Raw genomic sequence first — 16,869 nt, forward strand, 5'->3', positions numbered from 1 at the left:
AAGGCCCCTTGCAGGCAGGTGTCATTTCGCATTGGATAGCGCGACAAATCTGAGGATCTCCATTCCATGAATCACGACACTTATCCGGACGCCTACATCAAGGGTATTCTCGACGAGGTGAAAACCGTCGCCATGATCGGCGCGAGTGCCAACAATGTCCGGCCGTCCTATTTCGTGCTGAAATACCTTTTGTCCAAGGGATACGAGGTCTGGCCCATCAATCCCGGTCAGGCAGGCAAGGAGATCCTGGGACAGAAGGTCTATTCCTCGCTCGACGAACTGCCTGCGGTTCCCGACATGATCGACATCTTTCGCAATTCCGAAGCGGCAGGCGTTATCGTCGACGACGTTATTGCCAGCGGCAAGTTGCCCAAGGTCATCTGGATGCAATTGACGGTGCGCCACGACGAAGCGGCAGCAAGAGCCGAAGCTGCCGGTATCAAGATGGTGATGAACCGCTGCCCCAAGATAGAGTATGGTCGACTGTCAGGTGAAATCGGATGGGCAGGTGTCAATTCGCGCACGCTTTCCTCCAAGCGCCCTGCTCTGAAAGCAGGGTTTCAGCATCGCGGGCTTTCTGGGGAAAAAGACAGCTAATTTTCCCCATTGCATCAGCTTCGCACAATGCTCGCCGGATAGCTCGTTAGTCGAGATACCGCCGTCCGGAAGCCAACCGGATGCCATCAGTAGCGTGAGGCAGCATGACCCAGGACCCGACCCTGTTTACCGCATTTGAATGGGTTCTCATGGCTATGGCAGCTCTGGTTGCCTTGCTGCTGTTCGCATTCGTGCACAAGGCCGAACACGGATCCCCCTTCGCCCACCGTGACGAGACCTGGGCACGAGAGCAGGCCCAGTCCGGCGAGCGGGAGCAGAAGGGCGGCTGAACCGAAATCAATGTATACACCCCCACTTCTACCCCTGCGTGTTTCTGCTATACTTCGAGACTTCAGGGATGGGGTTTTGATCTGCGTTCAGGCGAATTTGCGCCTTTGACGACAGATACATGGGGGCAATACTAATGATATTCGCGCTCGCGACTGTCGCGTTCGTCGTCTGTATCGCGGTACTGATTCATCTGCAGAAACCATCTGCAAACGGCCCGCGCGCAACCAGGCGCACAAAAGACGATGCAACCGACAAAAGCTGACAATTTTAAGTTCAATTTATAAGAGCTTTCGCTCAATTTGCTCCGAATGCCGACGAATTTCTTTCCACTTTCTCCATAAGAGATCGTTAACCTTTTGCCTCGCATCCAAGTTTTCGAACCGGGAGGAAGGCCGCTGTGTTTGCAGTCTTCGGAGATACGACATTTCTGGCATGGAGCCTGCCACTGCTGGCGGCGGCACTGCTTTTTGGTGTCTATTTCGGTGTGAAGCTGGAGAACCGGAAGGACCCTTCCGACCAATAGGCAGACATGCCTCACCCTGGCAGGAGGCAAAGGCCACCAATCCTGCCTAACGCTTTGACATACATAATTTCCTTTAGATCACAAAACCGCAAAATCGTTCTTTGACCTGCCCTGCTCCTTCGGTCAAACTGGCCGCCAATCCAACAGGGAGGTCTTTTAATGAGCGAAAATATTCCAGGTTTTTCCACTCTCGCGATTCACGCTGGCGCAGCGCCGGATCCTTCGACAGGCGCGCGGGCGACACCGATTTACCAGACGACCTCGTTCGTTTTCGACGATGTCGATCACGCCGCTTCCCTATTCGGGCTGCAGGCCTTCGGCAACATTTACACACGCATCACCAATCCGACGACGGCTGTTCTGGAGGAGCGCGTTGCAGCGCTTGAAGGCGGTACCGCCGCACTTGCGACAGCTTCCGGTCATTCGGCTCAGCTTCTGTGCTTCCATACCTTGATGCAGCCCGGCGACAACATCGTGGCCGCAAACAAGCTCTATGGCGGTTCCATCAACCAGCTGAACCACTCCTTCAAGAGCTTCGGTTGGGGCGTGAAGTGGGCCGACCCTGCGGACATGTCGTCCTTCGAAGCGGCGATTGACGACCGCACACGCGCGATCTTCATCGAGAGCCTGGCCAATCCCGGCGGAATCGTTGTCGACATCGAGGCGATTGCGGCAATTGCAAAGGCAAAGGGTGTGCCGCTGGTGGTCGATAACACCATGGCAACACCATACCTGTGCCGGCCGATCGAACACGGTGCTGATATCGTTCTGCACTCGCTGACCAAATTCATGGGCGGTCACGGCAATTCCATGGGCGGCATCATCGTCGACGGCGGCAGCTTTGACTGGTCTGCCAGCGGCAACTATCCGCTGCTGTCCCAGCCCCGGCCGGAATACCAGGGTATCGTCCTGCACGAGACCTTCGGCAACTTCGCTTTTGCGATTGCCTGCCGTGTGCTTGGTCTGCGCGACCTCGGACCGGCCATCTCGCCCTTCAACGCTTTCATGATCCTGACCGGCATCGAAACCCTGCCGCTGCGCATGCAGCGTCACTCGGACAATGCCAAGAAAGTCGCGCTTCACCTCGCGGCCCACGATAAGGTCAAATGGGTGTCCTACGCAGCCCTGCCGGAAGACAAGCACCACGCCCTGCAACAGAAGTACATGCCAAAAGGCGCCGGTGCCGTGTTCACCTTCGGCGTTGAGGGCGGTTATGACACAGGCGTCGCCTTGGTCAGCAAAGTGGAACTGTTCTCACACCTGGCCAACATCGGTGACACGCGCAGTCTGATCATCCATCCCGCGTCCACCACACACCGGCAGCTTTCGGATGAACAGAAGACCGCGGCCGGTGCGGGCCCGGATGTGGTGCGTATTTCGGTCGGGCTGGAAGATGTCGATGACATCATCGCCGATCTCGATCAGGCCCTTTCCGGCTAAGAGGCACCAGCTGAACAAACGAAAAGCCCGCCAATCGGCGGGCTTTTTTGCCTGTACTTCCGTTCGGGCCCCGAGGCCGTAAGCGCAGCGGAAACCCTGGATCGGAGAGCCGCAGCGTTCGGAGCGAAGTGCTTCCACGCGGCTGCCCGTTTCCCCAACAGTTGCGATTTCCGGAGCCTAGCTGCGAATGGCGAAAGGCCCTTTCAGCATGGCCACATAGTCAACCGCAGCCGCCAGGACGATAACCGCGAAGCCCTGATGCACCAGAGCGATGGACAGCGGCACGTGCCACAGCAACGTCAGAATACCGAAGATCGCCTGCAGCAACAGGAAGCCCCCAACATGGGCGCCTGCCCGGAGCAGCTCCTTGCGCCGGCTCACGCGGAAGGTGCTCCAGGCCAGCGCCACACCGGTGAACACCAGCACATAGGCCGTCATGCGATGCTGGAATTGAACCGTCATCACGTTTTCAAAGAAATTCAGCCAGATAGGCTGGATGGCAAGCATGCCGCGCGGAATGAACTGGCCATCCATGAGTGGCCATGTGTTGAAGGTCAATCCGGCGTTCAACCCGGCGACGAGACCTCCCAGGAACATCTGAACAAAGACAAGGAAAAGAACCAGTTTGCCCAGCCCTGCGAGCCGCTCCTGCTCCTGAATTTCGGGTTCGGGCAAGGGGCTCAGCCGCCGGGCAATCCAGAAAAGATAGGCAAAAATGAAGAGTGCGAGCGTCAGGTGTGTGGCCAGCCGGTACTGACTGACATCCACCCTGTCCACCAGACCGGATGCCACCATCCACCAGCCGACAAAGCCCTGCAAACCGCCAAGTGCCAGGCCGACAAGCAATCTCGGCTTCAGCCAGGGCTCTATCCTGCCGGTTGCCCAGAACGCCACCATGGGAACAAAAAACGCAACACCAATGAAGCGCCCCAGCAGCCGGTGCGCCCATTCCCACCAGAAGATGAACTTGAACTCGTCAAGGCTCATGCCTTTGTTGATGAGCTGATATTCCGGAATCTGGCGATATTTTTCCAGCTCCTCTTCCCACTCGGCTTCGCTGAGCGGGGGAATAACGCCGTGGATGGGTTTCCACTCGGTGATAGACAGCCCGGATTCGGTCAGACGCGTCGCTCCGCCGACGACGACCATGGCCAGGATCAGCGCACAAACGAAGTAGAGCCACCATCGGATCAGGGCCCTGTTCTGTCGCAATCTCTGCAATTTGGCCGGAAGCATCTGTTCGTTCTTCACACCTTCTGCAATCGCAATCATGAGCCGCTTCCGGAAATTCTTATCGTGAGTTTGACCTTTGGCTTGCGGAGATATAGGTGCAGGAGCAAGACGGCAAGCGGTCCGGGACGTTTTGCGGCAAAAGGTCCCTTATCGCGCGGATTCACACACGGTCAACGGACACGCCCGACAATGGTTCCCTCGTTTCGCAAGTTTATCGGCATGGTGCTGCTGGTTGTTTTTGTGGTGGTCTACGCCCTCACCGCGATGGTGATCGGCGACCTGACATTGCAGCAGTCCTCGAACCTGGTCCGCTTCATCTACTTCGGTATCGCAGGTCTGGCCTGGGTCATCCCGGCAGGCGCAATTATCTGGTGGATGGAAAGAGGCGGGAAAAGCCGGACCTGACACCAAACCCGTTGGCGGCCCACCGGGCAACCCGGTAAAGCGCAAAGGGCGCCCCCGTCAGGTACTGGTCGACAACAGCCGGGTCTTGAAACCGGCCGTTCAGGGAGACGCGTGGCAGCATCATCGGGTCGCGCGCGTTGACGGATTGAAGCACACCGGGCAGCGTCGTCACAGACGAGGCAAATCCGATCTCCCGCAAGATATCCGCATCGCGCGGTGTAACCGCGTGTGATTTTCCATACGGATAGGCAAAGTGCTTCGGCCTGCGGCCGAGCTCTTTCTCCAGCCGCTCAAGGCCCCTGGTCACGTCTTCACAGGCGGCATCTGCATTCAACCGCGCCATGGCAAAGTGATCGTGGGTGTGGGCACCAATGGTAACCAGCGGATCGCCAGCCAGTTGGCGGGTCTCGTCCCACGTCATCATCTGCGCATCCGCCAGGGCTTCCAGGTCGACGCCGTATCTTTCAGCAAGCGCCCGGATGATCTTGCGCTGATCACCTTCGCCGACCTCCAGTGTCAGATGATCGACGATCTTTTCGAAACAGGCGTTTTTTTCTGCAAGAGTTCTGCACGGGATGCCGGCTGAATTGCCTGCCGCTGTGAAGACCACTTCATCGTTGTCTGAGATGATCTTCTCAAGGGCCAGCCACCACAGTTCGCTGGTCCGGTCGATCAGCCCGGTTGTGACGAACACGGTGAAAGGAGCTTCCAGTTCCTTCAATATCGGATAGGCGACAGACAGATTGTCCCGGTACCCGTCATCGAAAGTCAGAACCGCATAACGGCGGTGCCCGTAACCGGACTTGAGCAGATCGACGGCTTCATCCATCGATATGATTTCATAGCCGTTTGCCCTAATCCGCTCGACCGCGAGCTTCAGAAATTCGGGCGTGATTTCCAGGTGACGGTTCGGCTGGAAAGCATCGGAGCGGGCCGACCGGACATGGTGCATCATAAACACGGCACCACAGCCCTGGGTAAACGGTGCCAGCATACGGCCAAGCCCCGTTCCCTTAAGTACACTGAATGCGCGTGTTACCGTCTTGTGCCGCATGCCCATGTGGCCGAAATGCCCACCTTGCTAGAATGTGCCAGTTAGGCACGGTTTCTTTAACAATTATTGCTAAATCTATCGAGACTTAGCTTGATCTGCCAGCGCGACGTCCTGTCTTTCCTTCATGTTCGTTCAAAATGGTTTATCCGATTTTCAATAACCGTTTCAGCCTGTCTTACACGCGCCCTGGTGCGAGGTGAGCACCGTGTCCTCAACAGACCTTGAATTGTCCATATTCACGAGGCTTAGCGAAGCACAGGCTGACTGGCAACAACTAAAGGATGTGCTGCACAGTAATCCATACCAGTCTCCTGGCTGGCTTTGCAGCTGGTTCGAGACAGTCGGCCAGAGCCTGAATTGCACGCCGGTGATCGTTGTCGGACGGTGTCGCGGTCAGGCGGTTTTTCTGCTGCCACTGCAACTTGAACGGTCTGCTGGGATCTCTGCGCTGACGTTTCTCGGCCACCAGAACGGCAACCAGAATACGGGCCTCTGGAACGCCGATTTCTATCAAGGAGCCACGGCAGACGAGATGAAAAGCCACCTGTCTGCCGTCTGCAAACAGGTCGGTGCTGATCTCCTCAAGCTTGAAAACGTTCCGGAGACCTGGCTAGGGCGAGACCATCCGCTGGTATTCAAAGGAGCGACATCAAGCCCGAGCCCTGTTTTCGCCCGCGCTCTGCCCTCCGATTTCGGACAGTTATTCAACGACACGCACAGCAAGTCCTCACGCAAGAACCTGCTTCGCAAGGAACGACATCTTCAGGCAGCCGGTAATTACACGATTGCCAAAGCCACCTCCCCTGTCGACAGGCAACATGGCTTCGATGCCTTTCTTGAACAACGCTCGGTCAGGGCAAAGGAAGCGGGCATTCCGAATGTTTTTTCGGCGCCCCCAGCGAAGACGTTCCTGTCCAGCGTGGTTGGACTGGATGCAACGGGCAGCGCGCAAGATCACGGCGCTCCTCCCCTAGATCTCTGGTACCTGGAAACGGGACACCGGATCAGGGCCACCTATCTGTGCACCCAGCATGGCAAGACGCTTTATGCCTACAGCAACAGCGTTGCTCATGACGACATGCTGCCCAACAGTCCAGGGCTGGTCCTGATCAAGGAAATCATCGAACGGGCGTGCGGTGATCCGACCATCGACACACTGGACCTCGGCCTTGGCGAGGAACGCTACAAGACCACGTGGGCGGAACCTGTGCCTTTGAAGGACAGCCTTTTGGCGATGACCTGGAAAGGGGCTCTCCGCATGCGCCTGGAGGCCGCAAGGCTGAAAGCCAAATCCTGCATCCGCAATTCATCGATCCTGTGGCCGCTGATCCGGCGTTTGCGCAAAATGAAAGCTGGTATCGCCGGCAACAGTTAGACAGTTGGCGACCAACTGTCGCCAACATCTTCCTCAGGCGGCGTGCCCGTCGCCGTTTCTGCGCGGCCCCGGTCCGGTTCCACCAGAAATCACGACTTCGACCTTCGCGCCGGTGTTATGTGCCAGAAGATTGGCCGCACTTTGCAGTTCGTGGCCGTGGTCTGGCGCCGATGCTGCAATCAATACCCTGTCCGCGAAACTCAACATACGGGCACTCGCCAGCGACCCATCGATGGCGCCAAGATCGACAACCACGGTTTCATAGGTCGACTTGATTGCTTCAAGAGCGAGCTTGAAACGTTCCGAGTTCACCATTTCGTCCGTGATCTCAACCCGCCCGGCCTCAATGATATGCGCCTTTGATCCGGCATCGCGATAGACCACTTTGGCGAAAGGCGCCGTTCCGGCGACGATGTCGGAGAACCCTTCGGCCCCCTTCAGGTTGGTCTGATCGGGAAAGACTTCCATGATGAGAGAAGACTTGCCACGTCCGGCCGCCTTCCGGATCAGGTCGAAAGCGAGTTCGTGAGACAGGGCCTCATCATCGACGCTGAGAACGACAACGCGTCCCGCCGCTTCGACATCGTCCGCGTGCGTTGTCTTGAGCTGCTCTTCCCGCTTTGCTTGCCTGCTTGTCTTGCTGGCTGACACCACAGGAACAGGAGCGACTTCCGCGCCTGGCACCTCTGCTTCGGCTTCCTTCGAACCCCGCATGTCCCCCACCCAGTCCGGGCTGACATCGTGATCGTAGCCGGTCTTCTTTTTGCGACCACGAAGCTTGCCGGACAGGATCCCGATGCGTCCCTTTGGCCGCTGTGTCTTTTCCGAGGCCTGGGGTTGGAGTTGGGGTTGGGGTTCCGGGGTCTGCTCAGGAACCGTTTCTTCGGTAGGTTCATCAATGCTAACGGCTGTTTCAGGGACGCTTGGTTCAGCGTCGCGAAGCGTGTCGGCTTTGCTCCACTCGCCTGGATCGATCCTGTAGCTGGCAACGGTCTGACCGTAGCCGCCGCCCCAGCCTGGGTTTTCAGCCCGCACGGTATCCTGAGGACCTGACTGCGGCCGCTCATCCATGCGCGGTGCGATGCGCGGCCCTTCAGACGAACCAACCTGCATCCGATAGAGCGCATTGCCGTTCAGAAATTCGCGCATGAGCACAAAGGCACATCCGAGAATAAAGGTGACAAGCGCAGCAATGATAGTGCTGGCAATGATTTTGGGCGAATCCGGTTCTACCGGCACGCTGGCACGGGAGATGATCCTGGCATCGGCAGGCAGAACCTGTGCACGCAAGCGGGAATCAGCTTCCTGGAAACTCAGCAGAAGCTGGTCAAGTTGCGCCGCCTTGGCATTGGCTTCGCGCTCCAGTTCCGCGAGCCGTGCCTGATCGGCGTTGGATTTTGCCGCTGCCGTCTTCAGCTCCTCAAGGCGTGCCCCAAGTGCTTTTGCGCGCTGGTCTTGCACCTTCGCATCATTTTCCAGCCCCTGCAGGATCTTGCGTGCTTCCGATCGGATTTGCCGGTCGTAATCACCAAGCTGAGATTGAAGCGCCTTCAGTTGCGGGTGGTTGGGCAACAGTGTGATTGAGAGTTCGGCAATGTTGGACTGAATTTCGACCTGACGCTCCCGCAGACGCTGAATGAGTGCCGAATTCAGCACATCGCTGGCAGTCTCGAGAGAACCGCCAGAATTCAGCAACTCGCGAATGAGGTCGGCTTTGGCCTGCGCCTCGGCCTTGGAGGACTGGGCGTCGGAGTAAGCGGTACTCGTTTCGGCAAGTTGCTGCTGATTGAGCGGGATATTGTCAGCGCCGATCAAAAGGTCGGCCCGGGCGCGAAAATCCGACACCGCCTGCCGGGCTGCCTGAACTTCCCGGCGCAATTCGACAATCTGAGGCTCCAGCGCAGCGGAGGCCTGCTCGGTCGTCTGCCGTTTTGCGCTGGATTGAACCGACAGATACTCATCAACAATCGTATTGGCGACCTTGGCCGCCAGAACCGGACTTTCGGCGGTGTAGTCCACCGCGATCACGCGGGATCCTTCCAGCCGGTAGATTTCCAGGTTCTCGTAATAATGCTTGAGGACCCGCTCTTCCTCGCTATTGCCTTCGGTCTCGTTTCCGAACCCGACCAGAGACAGCAGGAGATTGACGAGGCTGCCATCGTCGTTGGCATCGAATTCCGGGATCGCAGCAAGGTTGAGCTTGTTCGCGACACGACGCGCCAGATCAGCGGACTTGAGCAGTTGAACCTGGCTGACAACACCTTCGCTGTCGAGCAGGGCTCGCTCTTCTTCCTGCCCTCGCGATGCACCGGGCAGATTGTCCGTGCTCTCGATGATGAGGCGCGCTTCGCCCTTGTATTTGGGCGCTACGAACTGGAGCCCCAGAAAGACGACAACGGTGACGAAGAGTGTGAGTGGAACAAGCCAGCCCAGGGATCGGCCGATCGTCCGCAACAGACCACCCAGATCCAGCGCCATATCGTCTTCGGAATGTGTCTGCCGCTCAGCATTCATCTTTTGAAACTCCAAGATACCGGCAAACTATGTCGAATTATGGTAAGCGTTCGGTTAAGCTGGTTACAGTCTCCAGGGTCGCCCTGTTAATTAATGCATGCGCAAATTTGACAGGGTGCCGGACAGGTCTTTTTTCCTCTTCACCCTCAATTAACCATAAAGCGCGATCCTGTCTCCGAATTGTAGGAGAGTCGTTGATGCGAACGAGAGCGCTTGTTGTCCTGGGCTTGTGCCTGGGCCTTGCTGCATGCAGCGGGTACAGACAGCCGCCGACAGCGTTTCACGAAACACTGACCCAGCCTTATCGTTTGGACTCAAGCGATAAGCTGCGCATTATCGTGTTCGGCCAGGATGACCTGTCCAATACTTATGTCGTTGATCAAGCAGGATATATTTCCTTCCCGCTGGTCGGCAGCGTCGCTGCGCGCGGCAAGACCCAGCAAGGCCTGGCATCCGAAATTTCGGCCAAGCTGCGTCAGGGCTATATCCGCGATCCGGACGTCTCGGTGGAGGTCGATACCTATCGTCCGATCTTCGTCATGGGTGAAGTGCAAAATGCAGGCCAATATAATTACGTTGCCGGCATGACCGTTCAAAACGCCATCGCAACAGCAGGCGGATTCAGTTCGCGGGCGCTGCAGTCAGATGTGGATATCACCCGACAGCTCAACGGTGAAATTCTAAACGGCCGTGTGCCCATTTCGGACCCGGTGCGTCCTGGTGATACAATTTACGTCCGTGAGCGTTATTTTTAGGGTCCCGCCAAGTTAACTGTGGACTCACCTCCCTTTGTTAGGGTGCAGTTTCAGTGCCCCACAGGTTCGACAAGAAACCTGGGGGTAGCAACAGGGATACTGCATCATGACAACGACCCCCATGCGGATCGTGCATTGCGTGCGCTCGCCCATTGGCGGCATTTTCCGCCATATCCGGGATCTGGCCATCTGCCAGTCGGAAGCGGGACACGATGTCGGCCTCGTATGTGACAGCAACACGGGCAGTGCTTTCGACAATCGGCTTCTTGAAGAGCTGAAGCCGAGGCTAGCTCTTGGTATTGCACGCTTTCCCATGCAACGTCAGCTGACCGTACAGGATCTGACGGCAACTGTTTCCCTTTACAAGCACATCCGGGACCTGAAACCCGACATCCTGCATGGACACGGGGCAAAAGGTGGCGCCTATGCGCGCCTGATCGGCAGCGTTCTGCGCCTGCGCGGCCAGAAAGCCGCCCGCGTCTATTGCCCTCATGGCGGCAGCCTGCACTATGATCCCAATCGCTTCGAAGGCCGGGTCTACCACACGCTGGAACGGCTTCTTGGCCGCCTGACCGACGGGCTGATCTTTGTGTCCGACTATGAAGCCGCAGCTTACGAAAGCAAGGTCGGTCACACGAAAGCCCGATCGCGCATTGTCTACAACGGGCTGACACCAGACGAATTCACCCCCGTTCCGGTGGATGAAGCAGCCGCCGATTTCCTTTATATCGGAATGTTGCGAGACCTGAAGGGACCAGACCTTTTCATTGAAGCGCTTTACAACATTCGCCTGAAGAACGGCACCGCGCCCAAGGCTCACATCGTTGGTGAAGGCCCAGACGAAGAGCGGTATCGGAACATGGTGAGGAAGCTGGGGCTAGACGGCGCAATCACGTTCCATGGCGCCCTTCCCGCTCGTGAAGCTTTCAAGCTTGCCAGGAACGTCGTTGTTCCCTCACGCGCCGAAGCCATGCCCTATATCATCCTGGAGACCGTGGCGGCAGAACGTCCGCTGATTGCGACACGCGTCGGCGGCATTCCGGAAATATTTGGCCGCTATGCCAATCGGCTGGTGGAACCAGGCCATATCGACAAACTGACCACGGCCATGGAAGAAGCACTTGCAGACCCCGCTAAGATGGCTCAGCAGGCAAAAAACCTGCGCAGCTGCCTTGCAGAGACTTTCTCGGTCGACCTCATGAACGACAGAATCACCACCCTCTACCAGGAAATCCAGGGCATCGCCCCGACCGATAGCTCGACACCGGTCCAAGCTGATAGTGTCTCAGCCGTGCCGCGTGCGCAGACTGTTCTTGCCAGATCGAGCAACCGATAATGAATACCCCATTTTTAAAACCCTCTGATGCGGCCGAACCGAAGCCTGTTGCGGGCGGGACATCCGCTTTGGGGCACAGATTGGAAAAGCATTTCAGACATACCGTTCATGGTGCGACGGGCCAAAGCAACGTCGAGGTTCTATCCGCCGCCAACACCAGCCTTTCGGCCGATGCCTTTGAAATTGCTCAAGGCTTAGGCGGCAAGGGCGTTTCCGTTACCGTTCTCACCGGTATGGTGCGTCTGACGGATGTACTTCTGATCGCTTGTACGGCCCTGTTCGCAGTCTTTACCAGTCCCGAAGCGGCTGGTTTCGGACTTGGCAACCTGTTTGTTACTGGCGCCGCCATCCTGTTTGCGCTCGCCTTTTTCCAGGCCGCAGACGTCTATCAGGTTCCGGTCATGCGCCAGGGTCTGTCGCAGATCGGACGCGTTGCCGCCGGCTGGACGCTCGTGTTCGCCATGTTCGCGCTTCTGCGCACCACAACAGGCATCGGTACAGAACTGTCAGATGCCTGGATCGGCGCCTGGTTCGCGATAAGCCTGACCGGCCTTTGCCTGTCACGCTTCATTGTCTATCGGCTGGTGCGTCACTGGATGAAATCCGGTCGCCTGGAACGGCGCGCGATCATCGTCGGTGGCGGCACGGCCGCCCAGGAACTGATCCACGACCTGGAAGCTCAGGCGGACAACGACATCCGCATTTGCGGTATTTTCGATGACCGGAACAACGAACGTTCGCCGCCAGTGGTGGCCGGCTATCCGAAGCTCGGCAACATCAGCGCGCTGGTGGAATTCGCCCGTCTGGCACGCATCGACATGCTCATTGTCTGCATTCCCTTGCGCGCAGAGCAAAGGGTGCTGGAGCTTTTGAAAAAACTCTGGGTTCTGCCGGTCGACATCCGGCTTTCTGCCCACACCGACAAGGTTCGCTTTCGTAACCGCGGATCGAGCTTCATCGGTACGGTCCCATTTGTCGACGTGGTCGAAAAGCCGATAGCCGATTGGGACATGGTGGCCAAGCGGATCTTCGACCTTGTCTTCGCTTCGCTCGCCATCATCACGCTGCTGCCGGTCATGATCGCCGCTGCCATCGCCGTGAAGCTGGACAGCAAGGGACCGATCCTGTTCAGGCAGAAACGCTACGGCTTCAACAACGAGATCATCGAAGTTCTGAAATTCCGGTCCATGTACACGGAAATGGCCGATCCGGACGCCAAGAAGGTGGTGACCAAGGGCGATCCCCGCGTGACCAGGGTCGGACGCTTCATCCGCAAGACTTCGATCGATGAATTACCGCAGCTTTTCAACGTTCTCGGAGGCAGCCTGTCGCTCGTCGGACCTCGCCCGCATGCTGTCAACGCCCATACCAACAACAAGACCTGGGACGACGTCGTTGACGGTTACTTCGCGCGGCACAAGGTCAAGCCGGGCGTGACCGGCTATGCGCAGATCAACGGCTGGCGCGGTGAAGTCGATACACCGGAAAAGATCCAGAAGCGCGTGGAGTGCGATGTCTACTACATCGAGAACTGGTCGATCCTGTTCGACCTGAAAATCCTGATCCAGACGCCCTTCCGGTTGCTCAATACGGAGAACGCCTATTGAGCCTTGCGACCGACCATTTTGGCGGCACGCCTCATGCACGCGCGCCTATCGGTCTTCAGGCCAGGAGCCTGGGCAACGGCGCACTGTGGCTTGCAGCCTTTCTGTCCGGGTTTGTAATCGAGGAGCCTGCACCTTACGAACTCTACATGGCACTGCTTTCGGTCGTCTGGCTTGCCTGCGGTCTGAAACTTCGCCGTGAATTCGGTCCGCTGATCATCTGCCTGATGCTTTACATTGCAGGCGGCGTTGCCTCCATTCCCATGGCCAAGGAGATGGGCGATGCCATCATGTACATCGCCGTTTCCGGCTTTCTGGCAATCACCGCAATCTTCTATGCTGCGATTATCGCGGAAGACCCCGGCAGGTTCAGGGTCATCCAGAGCGGCTATATCGCCAGCGCCGTGCTTGTGGCTGCCATAGGCGTTGCCGGTTACTTTCAGCTTTTCCCCGGCGCGTCCTATTTCACGCTCTACGATCGAGCTCGTGGCACTTTCCAGGACCCCAACGTGTTCGGTCCGTTCCTGGTGCTGCCGACGGTGCTTCTGATCCAGAAGCTGCTCCGGCAATCGGTGCTGCGCAACCTGCACCTTTTGGTGCCGCTTGCCGTCCTGCTGCTCGGCGTCTTCCTGAGTTTTTCACGCGGTGCCTGGGGTGTCCTGTCTGCTTCGGTGCTGCTGGTCTATTTCCTGGCGCTCGTCACCGAAAAGGCCGCTGCCCGCCGGGCACGCCTGGTGCTGCTCGGCGTAATCGGCATTCTTGCGGTCTTCGCACTGATCGGCGCGGCGCTTTCGGTCGATACGGTCGCCGACATGTTCGCAGAACGGGCAAAGCTCGTACAATCCTACGACGGTGCCCGCCTTGGCCGTTTCGCCCGCTACTCGCTCGGCTTTCAGCTGGTGATGGAACACCCGCTCGGGCTCGGCCCGCTGGAGTTCAACAAGTATTTCCCGGAAGACGAACACAACGTCTATCTGAAAGGCTACACGACCTATGGCTGGCTTGGCGGCTCGATCTACATTCTGATGGCGCTATGGACGTTCTGTGCGCTGGTGCCGCTCCTGTTCAAAGCCCGCCCGTGGACTGCCTTCACCCAATCCGTCTTCGCGGTGTTTACCGCGCATCTTATCCTGTCGGTGATCATCGACACCGACCACTGGCGGCACATGTATATGCTGTACGGTCTGGCCTGGGGCCTGATTGCCGCAGAAAAGCTCGGCCATGGCCGCCCTGCGCGACCGGTTCCCGCCTTCCCCTACCACAAGTAACAGATGTCTGGAAAAGCCTCCAAAGAAGCGCAACAACCTGCTTGCGCTTGGCATGCGAACAAGCTAGGTAGGGTCCGTTCGGGCAGTAGCGCAGCCTGGTAGCGCACTTCACTGGGGGTGAAGGGGTCGTCGGTTCAAATCCGGCCTGCCCGACCAACACAAACTTCCCCAAATATTTTGCAGATTTTGAACGAGTATGCGGCTGGAATTCCATCCAGCGCCGCATTGCGTTTGCCGTTCAGCATTCCAACGTTTCACCCAGAAGTATCACAGTCTGTCATTTTCGCTTCCCGCAGTTGCTTGCCGTCGGATGCACGCTATGCGTAAACTTACCTACCGTGACAACGTATGGCAGCTTGCGGCCACGGCACGGAACTGGCACCTGATTATGCTGTATTCCGAGTAATCATAGCTACCAGTTCGTATTCGAATATTCCGAGTATTTTTTTGATGAGAATAGCGACAAAATTTTCGAGAAAGTCGTCTGATGATTTTTACTATTGCTACAGCGTCCTCGCGCGTAATCTGTGTTCTTCGTTCAAAACCATTCCAACGACAGACATTTATTTTCTGAATTCCAACCGCGAGCGGAGCTTGCAGCGCGAAGGTGTCAATTCGTTTTCCACCCGTGATGCCGTTGTCGTCTGCCGTCGTGATCATCCGGGCGTCGTCGAGCGTCTTTTGAATGAAAAGACAAAACGGCTCTATTACGTGATCGATGACAATTTATGGGCAGCCGACCACGATGTGTCACTGCCTGAAATTTACCGGCAACGTTTGCTGAGCCTTCGCAATGGACAGCACAACAAGCTGGCAACTGCAGCCGACACGATTGTTGTCCCTTCGCCTGCCTTGTTCGAGGTCTACGAGCAACAAGGATTTCAGGTCAAAATGCTCGATCCGTTTTGGTCAGAAGCACTTTCGACGGACTGGTGTTTTCATGACCTGCCGGCAGATGCACCGCTCAGGATCGGCTACCTGGGAACTGCCAGCCACGCCGCCGATCGAAAATTCGTCCTTGAGGTATTTGAAAACCTGTTGGCGACAGGCGCAAATGTCGAACTGACAATCGTTGGAGATCACGACGTACCGCCGCAGCTTTCAACGCACCCCAAGCTACGGGTTTTGAGGCACCTCGACTGGTATTTCTATCGCAAGCGCCTTTTCAAACACAGGTTTGACGTTCTTCTCTACCCGGTAATACCTTCGAGCTTCAACGATGCCCGATCCGCGAACAAGCTGGCAGAACATGCCGTTTGTGGAGGCGTTGGTGTGTACAGCGACAGCTGGGCCTATGCTGACTTCGTTCGTGTCAACCGCGTGGGCCTGGTCTGGAAAAACAGCGTTCGAACCTGGGTGGACAACCTGCTGTCGCTGTCGATTGAACGGAACTTTCAGGATCTCGTCGGATCGCTCACACCCGTTCATGAGCGAAATAAAATTGCCGGAAGAGAACAGAAAGCCTTCTGGTCGGCGTGTTTGGATACTTCTCACCAGCGAAATTCCGCAAAAAATCCAGATCTTTCAATATCTTAGGCATGGACTTCCCACGCGGTTTCGTATCTAGAGCTTTATCTTAGTTTCCGATATCCGAGCTTCAATTTGCAAAATATCCAGCCGCTTTTTGAGCGGAATTGAAAACGCTCTATCGCGTACATTTTCGGGCAAGTCTTCCCGCCAAAGATTGGAGGCCCCCGTTCCAAGTATCTCATCACCGGCCCAAATTTCGACATTACAGACGAAATTCCCCGGAAGCCTCCTTGCCCATCCAAGAGCCAATCCATCGAAAACACCAAAGAACTGACCTTCGTACCAAACACGAGAGTTCTGCAAATACAGCTCTGGCCCGTTCTCTATTGCAGCAAGAGTTGCAGCCTTCGTATGCTCATCAAGTTGAATGCCACAAAACTCTGCAAGTTTCTCAACAAGACGGTTTGGATTCAAAAGCGCTTTTTCATAGCTAATGACAAGTGTGGGGACTTTTATCGTCTCTACAAAGTGCACGAGATCCAACGTCCGTTCTGCAGCTCTTCTCATTTGCTCCAAGAAGTCAGCATGCATTGAGACTTCATTTCGCTTGGCAATCGATGCCGGATCTCTCAGCATCACAATCATTCGAGGATTTCTGAACCTGTTCAGGTTACGTGGAAGCAAGTCAAATGCTTCGGGCCTCTTAAATCCCCAAAGCTTGTGTCTCTTATTGTAGTCAAAAATAATCTGATCAAGACGCTTTGTGTCACCTTCCTCCAACGCTTTGGACAAGTTCAAGTCTTCGAAAACAGCATCGTCCGCCTTGTCTCCAAGAAACACGTTGAACTGTCTCAAGACGGCTCCAATCATTGAAGTACCACTTCGAGCTACTCCGACAGTAATTAACGTCGCTGACTCGTCAGACGAAGCCCCCTCCTCGTTCAGTAAAACAATACCATCATTGATCAAATCAAGCTTCATAAACCACTCCGACACCAAGTCGA

Annotated in this window: 15 protein-coding genes and 1 tRNA gene; 12 read left to right on the top strand and 4 right to left on the bottom strand. The window is 56.5% G+C overall.

Annotated elements, in window-relative coordinates:
* The first annotated feature begins 66 nt into the window (after nt 1-66).
* The 4 genes from HCG46_RS19645 (at nt 67) to HCG46_RS19655 (ending at nt 2,851) form a co-directional block, all read left to right on the top strand.
* Entirely contained in the window at nt 67-597 is a 531-nt protein-coding gene (locus tag HCG46_RS19645; RefSeq protein ID WP_055653510.1) for a CoA-binding protein, read from the top strand.
* Between the two features lie 104 nt (nt 598-701).
* Nucleotides 702-887: a hypothetical protein gene (locus tag HCG46_RS19650; RefSeq protein WP_023003853.1), complete on the top strand. Its 186-nt coding sequence runs from the start codon at nt 702-704 to the stop codon at nt 885-887.
* A 398-nt stretch (nt 888-1,285) separates the two neighbouring features.
* Nucleotides 1,286-1,411, top strand: a complete 126-nt coding sequence (locus HCG46_RS28630; protein ID WP_023003851.1) for a hypothetical protein — start codon at nt 1,286-1,288, stop codon at nt 1,409-1,411.
* A gap of 159 nt (nt 1,412-1,570) precedes the next feature.
* Nucleotides 1,571-2,851 carry an O-acetylhomoserine aminocarboxypropyltransferase gene (locus HCG46_RS19655; RefSeq protein ID WP_023003850.1) on the top strand — a complete coding sequence of 427 codons (1,281 nt, stop codon included), beginning with the start codon at nt 1,571-1,573 and terminating at the stop codon, nt 2,849-2,851.
* 177 nt (nt 2,852-3,028) lie between these two features.
* Here HCG46_RS19655 and HCG46_RS19660 read toward each other — a convergent pair whose 3' ends face one another.
* Nucleotides 3,029-4,123, bottom strand: a complete 1,095-nt coding sequence (locus tag HCG46_RS19660) for a COX15/CtaA family protein (RefSeq protein ID WP_168687140.1) — start codon at nt 4,121-4,123, stop codon at nt 3,029-3,031.
* Between the two features lie 150 nt (nt 4,124-4,273).
* Here HCG46_RS19660 and HCG46_RS19665 point away from each other — a divergent pair, with 150 nt between their 5' ends.
* Nucleotides 4,274-4,489 carry a DUF2842 domain-containing protein gene (locus HCG46_RS19665; RefSeq protein ID WP_023003848.1) on the top strand — a complete coding sequence of 72 codons (216 nt, stop codon included), beginning with the start codon at nt 4,274-4,276 and terminating at the stop codon, nt 4,487-4,489.
* Here HCG46_RS19665 and HCG46_RS19670 read toward each other — a convergent pair.
* Entirely contained in the window at nt 4,449-5,543 is a 1,095-nt protein-coding gene (locus HCG46_RS19670; protein WP_209009533.1) for a polysaccharide deacetylase family protein, read from the bottom strand. The two genes, HCG46_RS19665 and HCG46_RS19670, sit on opposite strands and share 41 nt — an antisense overlap.
* Nucleotides 5,544-5,748: 205 nt before the next feature.
* Between HCG46_RS19670 and HCG46_RS19675 the strand changes: the two genes are divergently transcribed.
* Nucleotides 5,749-6,918, top strand: coding sequence for a GNAT family N-acetyltransferase (locus HCG46_RS19675; protein ID WP_168687142.1), 1,170 nt, complete (start codon nt 5,749-5,751; stop codon nt 6,916-6,918).
* A 33-nt stretch (nt 6,919-6,951) separates the two neighbouring features.
* On the opposite strand, the gene HCG46_RS19680 is transcribed toward HCG46_RS19675, so the two are convergent.
* Complete coding sequence (locus HCG46_RS19680) at nt 6,952-9,432, bottom strand: exopolysaccharide transport family protein (RefSeq protein ID WP_168687143.1); 2,481 nt, start codon at nt 9,430-9,432, stop codon at nt 6,952-6,954.
* A 197-nt stretch (nt 9,433-9,629) separates the two neighbouring features.
* On the opposite strand from HCG46_RS19680, the gene HCG46_RS19685 reads away from it, so the two are divergent.
* The 6 genes from HCG46_RS19685 (at nt 9,630) to HCG46_RS19710 (ending at nt 15,931) form a co-directional block, all read left to right on the top strand.
* Nucleotides 9,630-10,187, top strand: a complete 558-nt coding sequence (locus HCG46_RS19685) for a polysaccharide biosynthesis/export family protein (protein ID WP_023003844.1) — start codon at nt 9,630-9,632, stop codon at nt 10,185-10,187.
* A 106-nt stretch (nt 10,188-10,293) separates the two neighbouring features.
* Nucleotides 10,294-11,523 carry a glycosyltransferase family 4 protein gene (locus HCG46_RS19690; RefSeq protein WP_286185440.1) on the top strand — a complete coding sequence of 410 codons (1,230 nt, stop codon included), beginning with the start codon at nt 10,294-10,296 and terminating at the stop codon, nt 11,521-11,523.
* The gene (locus tag HCG46_RS19695) at nt 11,523-13,130 is read left to right on the top strand and encodes an undecaprenyl-phosphate glucose phosphotransferase (protein ID WP_168687144.1); all 1,608 of its coding nucleotides are present in this window, start codon (nt 11,523-11,525) and stop codon (nt 13,128-13,130) included. The genes HCG46_RS19690 and HCG46_RS19695 overlap by 1 nt, the downstream gene beginning before the upstream one ends.
* Nucleotides 13,127-14,395 carry an O-antigen ligase family protein gene (locus HCG46_RS19700; protein WP_168687145.1) on the top strand — a complete coding sequence of 423 codons (1,269 nt, stop codon included), beginning with the start codon at nt 13,127-13,129 and terminating at the stop codon, nt 14,393-14,395. The genes HCG46_RS19695 and HCG46_RS19700 overlap by 4 nt, the downstream gene beginning before the upstream one ends.
* A gap of 79 nt (nt 14,396-14,474) precedes the next feature.
* Nucleotides 14,475-14,551: transfer RNA gene (locus HCG46_RS19705), tRNA-Pro, on the top strand.
* A gap of 294 nt (nt 14,552-14,845) precedes the next feature.
* Nucleotides 14,846-15,931 carry a glycosyltransferase family 4 protein gene (locus HCG46_RS19710; RefSeq protein ID WP_168687146.1) on the top strand — a complete coding sequence of 362 codons (1,086 nt, stop codon included), beginning with the start codon at nt 14,846-14,848 and terminating at the stop codon, nt 15,929-15,931.
* A 27-nt stretch (nt 15,932-15,958) separates the two neighbouring features.
* Here HCG46_RS19710 and HCG46_RS19715 read toward each other — a convergent pair whose 3' ends face one another.
* Nucleotides 15,959-16,846, bottom strand: a complete 888-nt coding sequence (locus tag HCG46_RS19715; protein ID WP_168687147.1) for a sulfotransferase domain-containing protein — start codon at nt 16,844-16,846, stop codon at nt 15,959-15,961.
* Between the last annotated feature and the right edge of the window lie 23 nt (nt 16,847-16,869).

This window comes from Labrenzia sp. PO1 (assembly GCF_012273635.1).
Classification (GTDB): Bacteria; Pseudomonadota; Alphaproteobacteria; order Rhizobiales; family Stappiaceae; genus Roseibium; species Roseibium algicola.